We start from the raw sequence: 15,885 nt of genomic DNA on the forward strand, positions 1-15,885 counted from the left end.
GCTGCGGGCGTGTGGCTGTTAAGTACAATGGCTGACGTGCGCAAGGTACAGGATTGTGCAGCCCAGGGCCGACGCAATTGCGGAACAGTTACCGGGCGTTCGGAGTAGAATGTGTCGAAGCGATCAATACTGGGAGATTTAAAATGTCGCGGCTGATCACTGCAATCTTCATCCTTTCGTTGGCGAGCGGCGGCGCGGCGATCGCGCAGAGCGGTGGAACATCCGCCAAGTCGGGCGGCCTTCCGCAGGCGCCGGTCGGCCATCGTCAGCCGACCAAGGCCGACGTTTCCAAGGCGGAATCGAAGGACAATCGCGGCCTGCTCGGTGCTGACGCAGCTGCGGCCGACAAAGAGCTCGATCGCAAGATCAAGAACATCTGCCGCGGCTGCTGATTATCTGACGTTGCCAATTGCTTGACGTTGTCGTGGGTCAGCGGCTTCGTGCGGCGAGCGCCATGCTGATCAGCGAGGTGCCGCCGAACACCAGATTGATACCGACCAGAAGTCCGATGGCCCATGCCGCGGAGCCGGGCAGGCCGGTGACGATGATTGCGGCCATGACCAGGTCGACGACGCCGGCGGCGATCAGCCAGCCCCAGCGCTCGGACAATTGCTTGCGGTGAGCGAGCGCGTACATGATGGTGGCGACGCCTTCCATGGTGAAGTACACGCCGACCACGATGGTCAGCGAGAGCGTGCCTTGCACCGGCCACAGCAACAGGATGATGCCGGCGGCAGCGGCGAGGATGGCCGACATCAGCGACCATGTGAATCCCGGCAGTCCGCGGGCGGAAAACGTCAGGATGAACTGGATGATGCCGCTGACCAGAAACATCCATCCGAGAAAGATCGTGATGGCGAGGCTGGCGAGCGGTGGCACGATGATCGCGGCGAGGCCGAGGATCACCAGCACGATGCCCTCGATCAGGAACGCCTTCCAGTGATCGCGAACCGCTGCGGTCATTTTGGTCTGCAGGCGCGTGATGTCGTCGGGAAGTGTCATCGCATGTCTCCTGTCATCGGCTGCATGCTGTCTGGAGACAGTCTAGCGCCGGCCGTTGCGTCCTGACAACAAGCGGCTGTTGCTGTCTGTTCCCATTGAATCGCGACGCAAAAAAATGCCCCCGGGGAATCCCGAGGGCATGACAAAGACGAACCAATCAACTCGGACGTCGGCGGCTTCAGCCGTCGATGATCGCCACGGCGCGGGTCCATCCCGCGGAGGCCCGCTCGATCTTGACCGGGAAGCACGACACCATGAATCCGGTCGACGGCAGCTGCTCGAGATTGTGCAGTTTCTCGATGTGGCAATAGCCGATGTGGCGGCCGGCCTTGTGGCCTTCCCAGATCAGGCTGGCATCCTTGGTTTCGGCATATTTCTTGGCGGTGTAGACAAACGGCGCATCCCAGCTCCAGCCGTCGATGCCGGTCAGCCGCACGCCGCGCTCCAAGAGATACATGGTGGCCTCGTAGCCCATGCCGCAGCCCGAGGTAACGTAGTCCTGCCGGCCGTATTTGATCCCGGCGCTGGTGTTGACCACCACGATCTCGAGCGGCTTCAGGGTGTGGCCGATGCGTTTCAACTCCGCCTCGACATCGGCGGCGGTGACGACATAGCCGTCAGCGAAGTGCCGGAAGTCGAGCTTGACGCCGGGCTGCAGGCACCAGTCCAGCGGCACTTCATCGATGGTCCAGGACCGCTCGCCGCGATTCATGGTGGGATGGAAATGGTAGGGGGCATCGAGATGGGTGCCGTTGTGGGTTGAGAGATTGACTTGCTCCACCGCCCAGCCCTGGCCATCGGGCAGGTCTTCCGCCTTCAGCCCGTCGAAGAATTGCAGCATGCGCGGCAATCCCTGCTGGTGATCGATGTACTGAATGGTTGGATGACCGCCCGGCGGATCGGCGGGCACGTCATTCTGCAGCGGAACGGAAATATCGATCAGTCGTCGCGCCATGGCGTTTTGGTCTCCCGGATGTGATGTCGGAGTATTTTTAAACGAAGCATTATCAGACGAAGTGAGTACCGCTTCGCATCGAGGGCGCGCGTCAAAACAAAATTGATGACGCGCCGTCAGGCGTGGGGTCGATGTGGCACTGTGTCGATCAGGCGTCCTGCCGTTCGACCTTGTTCTTGAGAACGCCGATTTTCTCGATCTCGAGCTCGATGGTGTCACCGTGTTCGAGGAAATGCCCGATCTCGAGACCGCAGCCGTTGCCGACAGTGCCGGAGCCGATGAATTCACCGGGCATCAGGGTTTCATCCTTGGTGACATGTTCGATGATTTCCTCGAACGAGAACAGCATGCCGTCGCTGACGCCGCGCGAGCGTCGCTCACCATTCACCCGCACTTCCATTGCGAGCTTGGCGGGATCGCCGATCTCGTCCGCGGTCACGATCCAGGGCCCGAGCACGTTGCCGCCATCGAAACTCTTGCCCTTGAGTGGGCCGAGGCGGCCTTCCATTTCGATGCGCTGGGCATCGCGCGCCGAGAAGTCATTGAAGATGGTGAAGCCGAAGATGTGATCCCTGGCCTTGCTCGCCGGGATATTGGCGCCCTTGCCCTTGGTGATCATTCCGAGCTCGAGTTCATAGTCCATCACCTGGCTATAGCGCGGCCATTTCACCGTGGTGTTGGTGCCGCGCACGCTGAAGCGGTTGGTGATGTAGAGGATTGGCTGCTTGCGATAGATCTCGGGCAGTTCGGGCAGGGGCTCGGCGTCGATCCGCGCCAGCTCAGCCGTATCGCCCTTGTTGCGGGCGGCCAGCTTTCGCATGCCGCGCGGGGACTGCAGGATGTGAATCGGGAACGACATGCCGTCGCGCATCTGCCGCGGTTCGGGCAGCGGGGCCAGGATTTCGGCTCCGGCGACCGGCACCGAGAGGTCTTGATCCTTGCCGTAGGTTTCGAAGGCCGCGCGCGCATCGTCGAGCCCCGACGGGCCGGCGTCGATCAAGCTCAGCATTGATTCAAAAGCGGAATTTGGCTTTCCGCTGCGCCCGGCGGCGGCTGCAAGATCGAAAATCCGGGCATCGCCGCCATGGACCAGTCCGATCCGGTTCTGGCCGTTGGTTCGGTATGTCGCAAGCTTCATGAGACGTCTCCTCTTGTTCTTTCAAAAAATATATGATCAAAAATAATATCGATAAACAAGAGGCGATGCAGAAAATCGCATTCCGGGAGGGACGTATGAGAAAATGGTGGATCGGACTGGCCGCGGCTGCGGGGATGGCTTTGTCCGGGAGCGCGCACGCGCAGAAAATCCTGATCGGCTGCACGGCGACGACGGACTGCGCGTCGGCCATGGTCGCGGCCGACGAAGGCATCTTCAAAAAGCACGGCCTTGATGCCGAGATGCTGCTGATCGGCATCAACTCGAATATCCCGGCCGCGGTGCTCTCGAACTCGATTCAGATCGGCGGCCCCACCTCGACGGTGTTTCTGCAGTCGGTCGATGGCGGACTGGACCTGGTCGCGATCGCAGGTGCCTCGATCATGAACAAGACGTCCAACGACGCGATTGCGGCATTCGTACGCAACGGCGTCGAGATCAGGGACGCGAAGGATTTCGTCGGCAAGAAAGTCGGCGCGCCTGGGCTGGGCGCCTTCCTGCACGTGCTGTTTCGCAAATGGCTGATGGAGAAGGGTGTCGATCCGAAGAGCGTCAATTTCGTCGAGGTCACGTTCCCGACCATGAACGATGTCCTGAAGTCGGGGACCGTCGACGCGGTGCTGACCGCGGAACCGTTCGTCGCGCGCATGACTGCCGCGGGCACCGGTTATGTCGGCGCGCGCTACGGTGCGGAGCTTGCGCGTACCGAGCCGATCATCTTCTATGCGGCATCGCGCGACTGGGCCGAGAAGAATCCGGACATCGTCAAGAAATTCCGCGCGGCCATTGCTGAAGCCGCGCCTCTCGTCAATACGGACCGCGACAAGGCGGGGGCTGCCATCTCCAAGTTCACCAAGCAGCCGCTTGAACTGGTCAAGATCGCGCCGCCCAACTATTCCGAGCCCGTGCTCAAGTCCGAGCAACTGGCGTGGTGGATCGACGTGATGGGGCAGCAAAAGATGCTGCAATCGAAGCTCGATCTGGGCAAACTGATACTGAAATAACACCAGCAGGTTGTCCCGATGGCTGCTCCGCGCACCGCCGTTGTCGAAGGTCCGGTTTCGGATACGCTGAGCGAGCGGGCTGCGGGCCTGCTCCAGCGCGATATCCTCGCCGGTACGCTGGCGCCGGGGGCGCGGCTCGGGATCGTCGAGCTCGCGCAACGCTATGAGATCGGCGCCACGCCGCTGCGGGAAGGGCTGTCGCGGCTGGTGTCCCGCGGCCTGATCGTGGCGATCGGGCAGCGTGGCTTCCGTGTCGCCGATGTCAGCCGCGACGATCTCGCCGATATCACCAAGATCCGCTCCGTGATCGAGGTCGAAGCTTTGCGGCTGGCGATGGAGCAGGGCGGCGACGCCTGGGAGGCCGGCATCATCTCCGCGCTGCATCAGTTGCGCCGCTACATCGAGCGCAGCGGCAAGCACTTCAGCGAGGGGGCCGAGGATTTCGACACCCTGCACAAGAGTTTCCACACCTCGATCCTGCAGGCCTGCGGTTCGCCGCGGCTGTTGGCGGCGCACTCCGATCTCTATGACCAGGCCTACCGCTATCGCCGGGTGATGATGCGCGGCTTCGACGACGGCCAGCAATTCTTCGCCATCCACCAGACGCTGGCGGAACGGGTGATGGCACGCGATATCGACCCCGCCTGCACCATGCTGGTGGGTCATCTCCAGTCCACCCTCAATTTCGTCTATCCGCCCGAAGGAGGCAGCACATCTTGACGGCGCAGATCCTGAAGACAAAGGACATGAGAGCGGGCAACGACGTCGGTGTGAAGGGGGCCGTGAGCCGCCCGCTGATCGAGTTCTCCAACGTGACCATTGATCTCGGCGGCAAATCGATCATCAAGGATCTCAGCTTTGCCGTGAAGCCGGGTGAATTCGTCTGCATCATCGGCGCGTCGGGCTGCGGCAAGACCACGGCGCTGCGGTTGGCCGCCGGCCTCTATCAGCCGACCGCGGGCTCCGTGAAATTCTCTGATGACGCGATGACCGGGCCGCGCCGCGACATCGCGGTCGTATTCCAGGACTATGGCAAGGCGCTGCTGCCGTGGCGTACCGCCGCGGGCAACGTCTCACTGGCGCTGGAAGCGGCGGGGACGCCGACAGCACAACGTCAGGCGCGCATTGGCGCGCTGCTGGCCAAAGTCGGCCTGCCGACCCACGGCGACAAGTATCCCGCGGAGATGTCCGGGGGCATGCAGCAGCGGCTGCAGATCGCGCGCTGCCTGGCGCAGGATCCGGTGGTGCTGTTGATGGACGAGCCGTTCGGCGCGCTCGACGCCATGACGCGCCAGGGCCTGCAGGACGAGGTGCTGTCGCTGGTGGCCGCGAGCGGCGTGACCGTGATCTTCGTCACCCATGATTTGGAGGAGGCGATCTATCTCGGTGATCGCGTGATCGGGCTGCTGCCGCATCCCGGCCGCATCGGTATCGACGTTCCGGTCGACCTGCCGCGCCCGCGCGATCAACTGGCCACCCGCGAAAATCCCGAGTTTCTGCGGTTGCGGCGGCATCTGTTCGATTTCATCAAGGCGTCGGAATCGTAAGATGGCCGGTACGACAGCGGACCGGCTCAAGCCGCTCATTCTTCCGGTGGCCATCGTGGTCGCGCTGGAATGCGCGGCGCGTGCGACGCATCTGCAGAGTGACTCGCTGGCGCCGCCGAGCGCCATCGTCATCGCTTTTTTTGAGAGCATCGGTGATGGTTCGCTGCTGATTGCGACGCGCGATACGCTGGTCTCGGCCTTTGCCGGCCTCGCCATCGGCGCGGCGATCGGCCTGCTGTTCGGGCTGGCACTGGGCATGTCGACGCTGTTCGACCGCAGCATGGAGGTGACGATCGAGAGCATCCGCCCGATCCCATCGGTGGCGCTGTTGCCGATTGCGCTGATTGCACTGGGGTTCGGCTACCGAATGGAAATCGCCATCGTCGCCTTTGCTTGTGTCTGGCCGCTGCTGATCCTGACTCGGTCCGCGGTTCGCGGTGTCGAGCCGCGTTTGCTGGAAGTATCGCGCGCGCTGCGGCTCGGAACCGTGGCGCAAGTGACCAAGATCATTATTCCTGCGGCGATGCCGCGAATCTTCATTGCGTTCCGGCTGGCCGCCGGCATTGCGCTGATCGTGGCCGTGACCGTCGAGATCACCGCAAATCCGCTCGGACTTGGAGCTGCGATCATGACGGCGCAACAGGCGCTGCGCCCGGACCTGATGCTGGCGCTGCTGGTCTGGATCGGCCTGGTCGGCTTCGGTCTCAATGCAGGGCTGATGCAGATGCAGCAGCGGCTGTTCGGCCGCGCCGCGACCGTGGAGCAGGGTGCATGATGCCGGCGGTGATTGTCTGGCGCCTCGTGAGTTTTGCCGTGGCGGCCGCATTGGTGGCGCTGTGGCAGCTCATCGCCAACCTGCGGCTGGTGTCGCCGGTGTTCCTGCCCGGGCCGGATCGAGCCTGGACCTCGCTGACCCGCGGCTTTGCCAGTGGTGAGCTCCTGGACAAGCTCGTCGGCACCCTGCAGCACATGGCAATCGGCTGGCTGCTTGCTTCGCTGGTGGGCATCGTCCTCGGTGCGCTGATCGGATCGTCGAAAGCGATGCGGATTTATGTCGCGCCGACGCTGGAGTTCCTGCGGCCGCTGCCCGTGTCCGCCATCATTCCGGTTGCGATTGCACTGTTCGGCCTGACCCAGAGCATGGCGCTGTTTGTGATCGCGTTCGGCTCGCTCTGGCCGCTGCTGCTCGCGACCATCCATGGATTCGCGGCGGTAGAGCCGCGGCTTTATGAAGTTGCGCGGGCGCTGCACATGTCGCGTCTCGCGGTGATCTTCAAGATCGCGTTGCCATCGGCGAGCCCGGACATTCTGGCCGGCATGCGTCTCAGCCTGACCGTGGCGTTGATCCTGTCGGTGGTCTGCGAGATGCTGGCAGGTCTCGATGGTCTGGGACACTGGGTGCTGCTGTCGGCGCGCTCGTTCCGCTCCGCCGACCTGTTTGCCGGCGTGATCCTCCTGGGCGCTGTCGGTTATGTGACGGCGCTGGCGATGTCGATGGCCGAGCGGCGGCTGCTGGCTTGGCGCTCCCGGGGATATTGAGAGATCCACAAGGGGGCGAGAGGGCGCTTGCCGCGCCCGCGAAACGTGATTATACGTTGCGCCACGCCGCGCCGCCGGAATCGGGACCAGGAAGCGAAAGCTCCCTAAAGCTTTGATTTTGCTGCAGATGTCGGTGTAACGACTGTGCAGGATGGCATCCCGCGGATATGTCCGGGCCGTCGTTTTGCTCCCTTCGTCTATCGGTTAGGACGCCACCCTTTCACGGTGGAGAGAGCGGTTCGATTCCGCTAGGGAGCGCCACTTCATCCTATGCCCTGACATTGTCCAAGGTCGCTCCGGTTTGGGAGCGCCATGTTGCCTGATCACCGGCTGATCGCGCAGGTTGCATCGGCGGCTTTTGCCTGTCGCGCCGTCACAGAAAGTTTGTCCTAACTTTGCTCGGTTTCGATCACGGGGCTGGCTCGAGCCGTTGCCGCGCGGAGGCTGGTGATCTTTTGCGCGACACCTGCAACCCGAACACAGGCGTGCGTCCATGCGCGGCACGGAAAATGCTTTCACCTCTCTTGCATGGATCAACGGTTTGATGAGACGGTCGCGGCTTCGGGTCTGGCCGCTGACTCGAATACGTTCGCTGCGCTTCGGCACGGGAGCCCTGACACATGGTGCGTTTGATTGCCCGGCGGCTCGTTCTCGGCCTGCTGGTCGCGCTCACCGTGATGACGCTCGCATTCCTGCTGACGCGGCTGTCCGGTGACCTTGCCATTTCAATTGCCGGCCCGCAGGCGACGCAAGCCGACATCGACATCGTGCGCAAGGCCTATGGCCTCGATCGTCCGCTGTACATCCAGTTCTTCTCCTGGGTGGGCCGCGCCATGATCGGCGATTTCGGCCAGAGCTACTTCTTCAAGGACAGCGTGGCCAACCTGATTGCAGGGCGTTTGCCCATTACGCTGACACTCGGCCTGGTGGGCCTGAGCCTCGCTTTGATCATCTCGATCCCGCTCGGCATTCTGGCCGCAGTCCGCGAGAACACCTGGCTCGACCGCGCTGTCACCATGTTCACGATGGTGGGGCAGGCGATCCCGAGCTTCTGGCTGGCGTTGATCCTGATGATTGTGCTCGGTCTGAATCTCGGCCTGCTGCCGATCTCCGGTACCGGAACCTGGCAGCACTTCGTGATGCCGGGCATCGTGCTCGCTTTTACGGCAATCCCGGCGCTGACCCGGCTGACGCGCTCCGGCATGATCGAGGCGATGGCGTCCGATTACATCCGCACCGCCCGCGCCAAGGGCCTGTCGCGCGCGCGCATCATTTTCAAGCACGCCTTGCGCAATGCCGCCATTCCGGTGGTCTCGATCGCCGCGGTCCAGCTTGGCTTCATGCTGGGCGGCTCCATCGTGATCGAGACGGTGTTCGCGCTGCACGGCGTCGGGTATCTCGGCTGGGAAAGCATTGCCAAGAACGATTTCCCGGTGGTGCAGGCGGTGGTGCTGGTGCTGGCCGCGATCTATATCGGCCTCACTCTGCTGGCCGACATTCTCAATGCGCTGCTCGATCCGAGGCTGCGGACCGGATGAGCGCGCCGATTGCCATTCAGGAGCCTCAGACCTCGCGCGTCGGTTTGACGGGATTCGCGATCGGGATCGCCATTGTCGCTGTTGTGGTCGCGCTCGCGCTGGTCGGCAACGCGCTGGTGCCGTACGACCCGTTCACCCAGGACCTCGGAAACCGCCTGCAGCCGCCATTCTGGATGGACGGCACCCAGCCCGGGCATTGGCTCGGCACCGATCAGCTCGGCCGCGATTATCTGGCACGGCTGGCGTATGGCGCGCGCATTTCGCTGCTGATCGGCCTCATGACGGTGATCATGTCGGGATTGATCGGCATCACCCTTGGCGTGCTCGGCGGCTTCTTTGGTGGCCGCGTCGACGACGCCGTGCTGTTCGCCATCACCACGCGCCTGTCGATCCCGGTGGTGCTGGTTGCGCTCGCGGTGGTTGGCCTGATGGGGCAGGGGCTTGGGCTCGTGGTCGCGACGCTGGGGCTTCTGTTGTGGGATCGCTTCGCCGTTGTCGCGCGCGCGACCACCATGCAGATTCGCAACCTCGATTATGTCAATGCCGCCCGGTGCGCCGGCGCCTCGACGCCGCATCTGCTGATCAAGGAGATTCTTCCAAACATCGCGAGCCATCTGGCGGTGGTGGCGACACTGGAAATGGCGCTGGCCATCCTGCTGGAAGCGGCCCTGTCGTTCCTCGGCCTCGGCGTGCCGCCGCCGCTGCCGTCGTGGGGGCTCATGATTGCCGAGGGCAAGGACTACATGTTCTTCTCGGCTTGGGTGATTTTGGTGCCCGGCGTCGCGCTGTTCGTTCTGGTGCTCGGCATCAATCTGGTCGGCGATGGGCTGCGCAACCTGCTCGGTTCGGAGCGGTCGCGATGAGCGCATTGCTGGACATCGAGGACCTGGAGGTCATGTTCGGCGGCCGCAGCGCGGCAGTGCGTGGTATTTCGCTGCAGATCGAGAAGGGCGAGACTCATTGCCTGGTCGGCGAATCCGGCTGCGGCAAATCGGTGACGGCGCTGGCGATCATGAACCTGCTCGCCCGCGGCGGGCACCGCTCCGCGAAACGGCTGAGCTTTGCCGGCACGGATCTCCTGCCCCTGTCCGATCGCGAGATGGCGCGTTTCCGCGGCAATCGCATCTCCATGATCTTCCAGGAGCCGATGACGAGCCTCAACCCGGCGTTCACCATCGGCTCGCAGATGGCGGAGGTGCTGACCCGGCACAAGGGCGGCTCGCGCGCGGCTGCGCTGGAGCGCGCCGTCGAACTGATGAGCCGCGTCGGGATCACCGCGCCGGAGATGCGGCTCGGCCAGTTCCCGCACCAGCTCTCGGGCGGGCTGCGTCAGCGCGTCATGATTGCCATGGCGCTGATGTGCGATCCGCAATTGCTGGTCGCCGACGAGCCGACCACCGCACTCGATGTCACCGTGCAGGCGCAGATCCTGCGGTTGCTGGCCACGCTCAAGCGCGAGCTCGGCCTCGCCATCCTGCTGATCACTCATGACCTCGGCATTGTCGCGCGTGTCGCCGACCGGGTGTCGGTGATGTATGCGGGCGAGGTGGTCGAGCGCGCCACGGCTGCCGAGCTGTTTCGCGCCCCGCAGCATCCTTATACGCGCGGCCTGCTGACCTGCGTGCCGGTGCCGGGCCGGGTGCAGCGGGACCGGCCGCTCGGCTCGATCCCGGGCGTGGTGCCGGCTATCGGGCCCGGCTTTGCCGGTTGCGCGTTTCGCTCGCGCTGTTCCCATGCGGATGACACCTGCGAACGCGAGATCCCACGCCGGCAGGCAGGCCGAGCCCACGATTATCTTTGCCGGCTCGCGCCCGACGTCGCGGAGCCGCAACCCGCATGAGCACCGCGATTGAAGTCCAGAGCCTGCGGTGCGAGTTCCGGGTGCATGCCGGGGCGCTGGCGGCGGAAAAACGCGTGGTTGCGGTCGATGATGTCACGTTCAGCGTGCCGGCCGGCAGTGTGCTCGGCATCGTTGGCGAGTCAGGTTGCGGGAAATCCACCCTCGCGCGCCTGATCCTCGGACTGCTGAAGCCGACGGCGGGGAGCGTGCTGGTCGACGGCAAGCGCCTGTTCGACCTCGACCGCAAGGCGCGCGCCCGGCTGATCCAGCCGGTGTTCCAGGATCCGTTCGCCTCGCTCAATCCACGCCAGCGGATCAAGGATATCGTCGCGTTGCCGCTGACTGCGCAGGGCACGTTCTCACGGGCCGAAATCGAGCGCCGGGTCTCCAGCATTATCGAGCGCGTCGGTCTCTCGGCCACGATGGGCGAACGCATGCCGTCGCAGCTCTCCGGCGGGCAGCGCCAGCGCGCGGCCATCGCGCGCGCGCTGGTGCTCGAGCCGCGGATCGTGATCTGCGACGAGCCGACCAGTGCGCTTGACGTTTCAGTCCAGGCGCAAATCCTCAATCTGCTGGCCGATCTGCGCCGCGATCTCGGACTGACTTATCTTTTCATCAGCCACAATCTCGCTGTGGTGGAACATGTGGCGAGCGAAGTCGCCGTCATGTATCTGGGACGTTTTGTCGAGCGCAACGAAACCGATGCGCTGTTTCGCGCGCCCGGGCATCCCTACACGCAGGCGTTGCTGCAGAGCGTGCTGACGCCGGAGCCGGGCCTGGGCGTCCCGGACCTCGGCCTCGGCGATGTGATGCCGGATCCGGCCAATATTCCGCCGGGATGCCGGTTCAATCCGCGCTGCCGCATCGCGATCGAGCGCTGCCGCAGTGTGGCACCAACGCCCATGGTCCGCATCCCAGAGGGAATGGTAGAGTGCCATTTGGCATGAGGCATTGGCACCGGGCGTGCATCGCACCGGTTCGGATAGCTGTAATTCGGATAGCTGCAAGAAGAGGGACATTATGCGCGTGAACATGAAGCTCGGTGCTGCAATTCTCGCAACGGCTTTGCTCGGCGGCGGCGTGATGCCGGCGGCGGCGCAGAAATCCGCCGACACGCTGCGGGTGGTGATGCGCGACGCATTGCCGAACATCGATCCCTATTACAACAACCTGCGCACCGGCGTGATCATGCACCACATGGGGTGGGATGCACTGATCTATCGCAATCCAGCCACCTTCGCTCTCGAACCGCTGCTCGCGACCGAATGGAAGCAGCCGGATCCGACCACCATCGATTTCACGCTGCGGCCGGGAGTCAAATTCCACGACGGCAGTCCGTTTACCGCCGATGATGTGGTCTACACCATCAACCTGGCATCCGATCCGGCGAGCCGCGTGTCGACGCCGGCCAACTACAACTGGCTCGAGAAGGCGGAGAAGACCGGGGAGCTGTCGGTGCGGGTCAAGCTCAAGCGGCCGAACCCCGCGGCGCTGGAATATTTCGCGTTGGTTCTGCCAATCTATCCCAAGGCCTATCGCGAAAAAGTCGGTCCGGAAGGCTATGCCAAGGCGCCGGTTGGTGCAGGTCCCTACAAAATGGTCAAGGTCGAACCTGGTGCGTCGATCAGCTTCGAGCGGTTCGAGGATTACTGGGCCGGCAGCCCGAAGGGAAAACCGGCGATCTCCAAGGTCAGCGTGCGGTTTGTGCCCGATGCCGCGACCGAGATGACCGAATTGCTGGCCGGTCGCGCCGACTGGATCTGGAACCTGAATCCGGACCAACTCGAGCCGATGAGCCGGATGCCGCACCTGGAGGCCCTGCGTAAAGAGTCGATGCGGATCGGTTATCTCTCGATCGATGCCGCCGGTCGCACCGGTGCGGACAATCCCGTGACCAAGCTCAAGGTGCGCCAGGCAATCTGGTACGCGATCGACCGCAAGGCGATCGCCGACAAGCTGGTCACCGGCGGCAGTCGCGTTCCGCTCGCGCCCTGTGTCCCAACGCAGTTCGGCTGCGATGGCGAGATCGCGGCGCGCTACGATTACGATCCGGCGAAGGCGAAGCAGCTTCTCGCCGAGGCCGGCTATCCCGACGGTTTCGACGTGGAACTTGCCAGCTACGTGCTGCCGCAGTGGGGCTCAGCGGTCCAGAACTACCTGCATGCGGTCGGCATCCGCGCCAAGCTCAACCAGTTGCAGACGGCGGCGCTGATCCAGCGCGCAAAGGCCGGCGAGCTGCGTTTGTATCTCGGAAGCTGGGGCAGCTTCTCGATCAACGATGTCTCGGCCATCCTGCCCAACTTCTTTGACGGCGGCGCCGATGACTATGCGCGCGATCCGGACGTGCAGAAATGGCTGCTCGAGGGTGGATCATCCACAGACCCTGATGTCCGCAAGAAGAACTATTCGAAGGCGATCCAGCGCATCACGGAGCAGGCGTACTGGGCGCCGCTGCACAGCTACGTGACGACCTATGGCATTTCCAAGCAGCTCGATTTTACGCCGTATCCGGATGAATTGCCGCGCTTCTTTCTGGCGAAGTGGAAATAGGCGAGTGTCCCGAATCCGAAGTTCGCATCACTTAACCGCACCTTCGGAGCGAACTTCGGATTCGATAAGGACACTCGCAAATATATGATTCGAGTGTGGTCTTTGGTTCAGAAGTTCGCTCGAGGAGCGCGCGGCGATGGTGGAGCGAACTTCTGAACCACCACACGAGGCAAGGGCGGGGCGGAGACCAACGCTGCGGTGCTCGGTAATCACACCATGTTGCAGGCGGACTCCACCGGCTGGCGGCCGCTGATCGATGCCGGCGAGCTGCGGTTGATGATGTGGACCGCGCGGCGCTCTCCGACTTCCCGGACGTGCCGTCGCTCAAGGAGCTCGGCAGGCGGCGCCTTGATTGCGCTGTTGACACTGGGCATTCCGCCCAACGTGGTGCTGGCGTTCGTGCTCGGGCCGTTGCTGGAGAACAATCTGCGCAAGGCGCTGATCCTGTCGCAGGGCGATCTGCTGACCTTTGTGGAGCGACCGATTTCGGCGGCGTGCCTGGTGCTGGCGCTGATCCTTCTGGTCGGCCCGCTGCTGCCGGCGTTGCGTCGGAAGCGCGAGATGGTCGCTCTGGATGAGGGCGGCTGAGCTGCCGGCTGCGCGGGATCGTTCGCATATCATCTGGGCAGAGCTGGTTGAAATTTAACCTTGCTGGCGTTGTGAGCGCGCCATATCGTCCGACCGTCCAACGCGACGATGCGGGAGAGATCGGAGCGAAAACAACATGTTTTCGTGTTCGGCGCCGACGGAGCAACCGCCCCGGAAACTCTCAGGCACAAGGACCGTGTCGTCAGGACGATCTGGAGAGAGACGCCATATGTGCAATATGGCGTCCACCGAAGGGGATATCCGTTAGTGAGCCATGCATCGCGCAATGGCTCGGGCGGATCAAGCTCTCAGGTACCGTGACAGATGGGGCGCCTTTACCGGTCGATGCCGGAGATGAGGCGACTCTAATGCGCGGGAGCTTCTTCAAGGCCATGCCTATCCCAGCAAGTCTCGTCGCCGGACATCGCGGCGCAACGATTAGCCATGCGCCGCGCCAGCGCGACAGCGGGCAAGCCGTCTCCATTGCGAGATCATCAACATCCGCTCAACGTCAATCCAGGGAAAATGATGTCCGTCACTCAGCAAGGCGAAGATTCACCAATATCGGTCAGGCAGGCGCTGCGCTGGCTGCTGGTCGTGGTCATATTGCTATGGCCGACCTGGTCGCAGGCCAAGACGATCCGAGCGGTTATGCATTCAGACTTGCGGGCGCTCGATCCGATCCTTTCATCGGCCTATATCACGCGCGACCACGGCTACATGGTCTACGACACGCTGGTGGCGATGGACTCCAGCTTCACGATCAAGCCGCAGATGGCCGACTGGAAAGTATCCGACGACAAGCTGACCTACACCTTCACGCTGCGCGACGGATTGAAATGGCATGACGGCACGCCGGTCACCTCGGAGGACTGCGTTGCGTCGTTGAAGCGCTGGGCTGCGGTCGACGGCATGGGCCAGAAGCTGATGGAGTTCACCGCCAGCCTGGAAGCCACCGACGCCAGGACGATCACGCTCAAACTCAAGGAGCCCTACGGCCTGGTGCTGGAGGCGATCGGCAAACCGTCCACGCTGGTCCCCTTCATGATGCCGAAGCGGCTGGCCGATACGCCGCCGAGCAAGGCGATCCCGGAGCAGATCGGCTCAGGTCCATTCAAGTTCATTCAGGCGGAGTTTCAGCCGGGTGTCAGGGCCGTCTATGAAAAGAACAGGGATTATGTGCCGCGCACCGAGCCGCCGAGCTGGGCGTCGGGCGGCAAGGTGGTGAAAGTCGATCGCGTCGAATGGGTCACGATGCCCGACGTGCAGACGGCGGCCAACGCGCTTCAGGTCGGGGATATCGATTTCCTGGAGCGGCCGTCGTTTGATCTGCTGCCGGTGCTGCAGGCCAACAAGGACCTGACATCGCGCCCGCTGAATGGCCTCGGCTTTCAGACCATCGGACGGATGAACTTCCTTCATCCGCCGTTCGACAACGTGAAAATTCGCCGCGCCGCCTTGATGGCGATGAACCAGAAAGACGTGCTCGACGCGCTGATCGGAAACCCGCAACTTTACAAGATCTGTGGCGCCGTGTTCGGCTGCGACACACCGCTGGCAACCGACATCGGATCGGACTCCCTGGTCAAGGGCAACACCATGGCGGAGGCCAGGAAGCTGCTCGTGGAATCAGGCTATGACGGGACACCGGTCGTGATTTTGGCGCCGACCGATGTGGTCACGCTCAAGCCTCAACCCATCGTCGCGGCGCAGGCGCTGCGTCAGGCCGGATTCCAGGTGACTGTCCAGACGGCGGACTGGCAGACGGTGAACACGATCTTCGCAAGCCAGAAGCCGCCGAAGGATGGTGGCTGGAACATGTTCTTCACCAATTGGGGCATCGCCGACATCATGAATCCCATTGTCAGCGCTCCCCTGAACAGCAGGGGCCGCAAGGGCGCCTGGGTAGGTTGGCCGGACGACCCGCAGATGGAGGAATTGCGCGATGCCTTCGCGCGGGCCGGTTCGTCGGACGACCAGAAGATCATCGCAAGCAAGATCCAGGCGCGGACCTTCGAGCAGGTGACCTATATTCCGTTGGGACAATATTTCGCTCCAAGCGTCTGGCACAAGGAGCTGACCGGCGTGCTCGATGGTCCGGCCACACCTGTGTTCTGGAATATGGACAAGCCGGAGTGATCGGACGAGATCTCTCGTTCCAACTAC

15 protein-coding genes, 1 tRNA gene, 2 pseudogenes and 2 riboswitches are annotated in these 15,885 nt (G+C 63.1%); of the genes and pseudogenes, 15 read left to right on the forward strand and 3 right to left on the reverse strand.

Annotated features, from left to right (window positions below):
* Window positions 1-143: 143 nt before the first annotated feature.
* Entirely contained in the window at window positions 144-392 is a 249-nt protein-coding gene (locus RS897_RS31170; protein WP_315832531.1) for a hypothetical protein, read from the forward strand.
* A gap of 37 nt (window positions 393-429) precedes the next feature.
* Here RS897_RS31170 and RS897_RS31175 read toward each other — a convergent pair whose 3' ends face one another.
* The 3 genes from RS897_RS31175 to RS897_RS31185 form a co-directional block, all read right to left on the reverse strand.
* Complete coding sequence (locus RS897_RS31175; RefSeq protein WP_315832532.1) at window positions 430-1,002, reverse strand: HdeD family acid-resistance protein; 573 nt, start codon at window positions 1,000-1,002, stop codon at window positions 430-432.
* 178 nt (window positions 1,003-1,180) lie between these two features.
* A complete protein-coding gene (locus RS897_RS31180; protein WP_315832533.1) occupies window positions 1,181-1,957 on the reverse strand; it encodes a cyclase family protein in 777 nt (258 codons plus the stop codon).
* 148 nt (window positions 1,958-2,105) lie between these two features.
* Window positions 2,106-3,095 (reverse strand): fumarylacetoacetate hydrolase family protein, encoded by a 990-nt coding sequence (locus tag RS897_RS31185; protein ID WP_315832534.1) that lies wholly within the window; start codon window positions 3,093-3,095, stop codon window positions 2,106-2,108.
* A gap of 95 nt (window positions 3,096-3,190) precedes the next feature.
* Between RS897_RS31185 and RS897_RS31190 the strand changes: the two genes are divergently transcribed.
* The 14 genes and pseudogenes from RS897_RS31190 (at window position 3,191) to RS897_RS31255 (ending at window position 15,858) form a co-directional block, all read left to right on the forward strand.
* Window positions 3,191-4,117, forward strand: a complete 927-nt coding sequence (locus RS897_RS31190; protein ID WP_315832535.1) for an ABC transporter substrate-binding protein — start codon at window positions 3,191-3,193, stop codon at window positions 4,115-4,117.
* A gap of 18 nt (window positions 4,118-4,135) precedes the next feature.
* Window positions 4,136-4,837: a GntR family transcriptional regulator gene (locus RS897_RS31195; RefSeq protein ID WP_315832536.1), complete on the forward strand. Its 702-nt coding sequence runs from the start codon at window positions 4,136-4,138 to the stop codon at window positions 4,835-4,837.
* A 26-nt stretch (window positions 4,838-4,863) separates the two neighbouring features.
* Entirely contained in the window at window positions 4,864-5,664 is an 801-nt protein-coding gene (locus RS897_RS31200; protein ID WP_407654579.1) for an ABC transporter ATP-binding protein, read from the forward strand.
* A 1-nt stretch (window position 5,665) separates the two neighbouring features.
* Window positions 5,666-6,439: an ABC transporter permease gene (locus RS897_RS31205; protein WP_315832538.1), complete on the forward strand. Its 774-nt coding sequence runs from the start codon at window positions 5,666-5,668 to the stop codon at window positions 6,437-6,439.
* On the forward strand, window positions 6,436-7,203 hold the full coding sequence (locus RS897_RS31210) for an ABC transporter permease (protein WP_315832539.1): 768 nt from the start codon (window positions 6,436-6,438) through the stop codon (window positions 7,201-7,203). The genes RS897_RS31205 and RS897_RS31210 overlap by 4 nt, the downstream gene beginning before the upstream one ends.
* A 186-nt stretch (window positions 7,204-7,389) precedes the next feature.
* Window positions 7,390-7,464: transfer RNA gene (locus RS897_RS31215), tRNA-Glu, on the forward strand.
* 359 nt (window positions 7,465-7,823) lie between these two features.
* Window positions 7,824-8,741: an ABC transporter permease gene (locus RS897_RS31220; protein ID WP_315832540.1), complete on the forward strand. Its 918-nt coding sequence runs from the start codon at window positions 7,824-7,826 to the stop codon at window positions 8,739-8,741.
* Entirely contained in the window at window positions 8,738-9,604 is an 867-nt protein-coding gene (locus tag RS897_RS31225; RefSeq protein ID WP_315832541.1) for an ABC transporter permease, read from the forward strand. Before RS897_RS31220 ends, RS897_RS31225 begins: the two co-directional genes overlap by 4 nt.
* Complete coding sequence (locus tag RS897_RS31230) at window positions 9,601-10,581, forward strand: ABC transporter ATP-binding protein (RefSeq protein WP_315832542.1); 981 nt, start codon at window positions 9,601-9,603, stop codon at window positions 10,579-10,581. Before RS897_RS31225 ends, RS897_RS31230 begins: the two co-directional genes overlap by 4 nt.
* A complete protein-coding gene (locus RS897_RS31235) occupies window positions 10,578-11,528 on the forward strand; it encodes an ABC transporter ATP-binding protein (RefSeq protein ID WP_315832543.1) in 951 nt (316 codons plus the stop codon). The genes RS897_RS31230 and RS897_RS31235 overlap by 4 nt, the downstream gene beginning before the upstream one ends.
* Before the next feature lie 73 nt (window positions 11,529-11,601).
* On the forward strand, window positions 11,602-13,131 hold the full coding sequence (locus RS897_RS31240; protein WP_315832544.1) for an ABC transporter substrate-binding protein: 1,530 nt from the start codon (window positions 11,602-11,604) through the stop codon (window positions 13,129-13,131).
* A gap of 171 nt (window positions 13,132-13,302) precedes the next feature.
* Window positions 13,303-13,469, forward strand: a pseudogene (locus RS897_RS31245) (tripartite tricarboxylate transporter substrate-binding protein); the annotation flags it as partial.
* Window positions 13,470-13,506: 37 nt separating this feature from the next.
* Window positions 13,507-13,719: pseudogene (locus RS897_RS31250) on the forward strand (tripartite tricarboxylate transporter permease); the annotation flags it as partial.
* 101 nt (window positions 13,720-13,820) lie between these two features.
* A riboswitch (glycine riboswitch) is annotated at window positions 13,821-13,926 on the forward strand.
* Window positions 13,927-13,929: 3 nt separating this feature from the next.
* A riboswitch (glycine riboswitch) is annotated at window positions 13,930-14,045 on the forward strand.
* Window positions 14,046-14,247: 202 nt separating this feature from the next.
* Window positions 14,248-15,858, forward strand: a complete 1,611-nt coding sequence (locus tag RS897_RS31255) for an ABC transporter substrate-binding protein (RefSeq protein ID WP_407654354.1) — start codon at window positions 14,248-14,250, stop codon at window positions 15,856-15,858.
* The last annotated feature ends 27 nt before the right edge of the window (window positions 15,859-15,885 follow it).

Origin of the sequence: Bradyrhizobium prioriisuperbiae, from assembly GCF_032397745.1 — a bacterium.
Taxonomy (GTDB): domain Bacteria; phylum Pseudomonadota; class Alphaproteobacteria; order Rhizobiales; family Xanthobacteraceae; genus Bradyrhizobium_A; species Bradyrhizobium_A prioriisuperbiae.

Excerpts from the sequence above, each read along its gene's own strand:
- RS897_RS31170 (WP_315832531.1), top strand. The coding sequence starts at position 144 with ATGTCGCGGCTGATCACTGCAATCTTCATCCTTTCGTTGGCGAGCGGC.
- RS897_RS31175 (WP_315832532.1), bottom strand. The coding sequence starts at position 1,002 with ATGACACTTCCCGACGACATCACGCGCCTGCAGACCAAAATGACCGCA.
- RS897_RS31180 (WP_315832533.1), bottom strand. The coding sequence starts at position 1,957 with ATGGCGCGACGACTGATCGATATTTCCGTTCCGCTGCAGAATGACGTG.
- RS897_RS31185 (WP_315832534.1), bottom strand. The coding sequence starts at position 3,095 with ATGAAGCTTGCGACATACCGAACCAACGGCCAGAACCGGATCGGACTG.
- RS897_RS31190 (WP_315832535.1), top strand. The coding sequence starts at position 3,191 with ATGAGAAAATGGTGGATCGGACTGGCCGCGGCTGCGGGGATGGCTTTG.
- RS897_RS31195 (WP_315832536.1), top strand. The coding sequence starts at position 4,136 with ATGGCTGCTCCGCGCACCGCCGTTGTCGAAGGTCCGGTTTCGGATACG.
- RS897_RS31200 (WP_407654579.1), top strand. The coding sequence starts at position 4,864 with ATGAGAGCGGGCAACGACGTCGGTGTGAAGGGGGCCGTGAGCCGCCCG.
- RS897_RS31205 (WP_315832538.1), top strand. The coding sequence starts at position 5,666 with ATGGCCGGTACGACAGCGGACCGGCTCAAGCCGCTCATTCTTCCGGTG.
- RS897_RS31210 (WP_315832539.1), top strand. The coding sequence starts at position 6,436 with ATGATGCCGGCGGTGATTGTCTGGCGCCTCGTGAGTTTTGCCGTGGCG.
- RS897_RS31220 (WP_315832540.1), top strand. The coding sequence starts at position 7,824 with ATGGTGCGTTTGATTGCCCGGCGGCTCGTTCTCGGCCTGCTGGTCGCG.
- RS897_RS31225 (WP_315832541.1), top strand. The coding sequence starts at position 8,738 with ATGAGCGCGCCGATTGCCATTCAGGAGCCTCAGACCTCGCGCGTCGGT.
- RS897_RS31230 (WP_315832542.1), top strand. The coding sequence starts at position 9,601 with ATGAGCGCATTGCTGGACATCGAGGACCTGGAGGTCATGTTCGGCGGC.
- RS897_RS31235 (WP_315832543.1), top strand. The coding sequence starts at position 10,578 with ATGAGCACCGCGATTGAAGTCCAGAGCCTGCGGTGCGAGTTCCGGGTG.
- RS897_RS31240 (WP_315832544.1), top strand. The coding sequence starts at position 11,602 with ATGCGCGTGAACATGAAGCTCGGTGCTGCAATTCTCGCAACGGCTTTG.
- RS897_RS31255 (WP_407654354.1), top strand. The coding sequence starts at position 14,248 with ATGTCCGTCACTCAGCAAGGCGAAGATTCACCAATATCGGTCAGGCAG.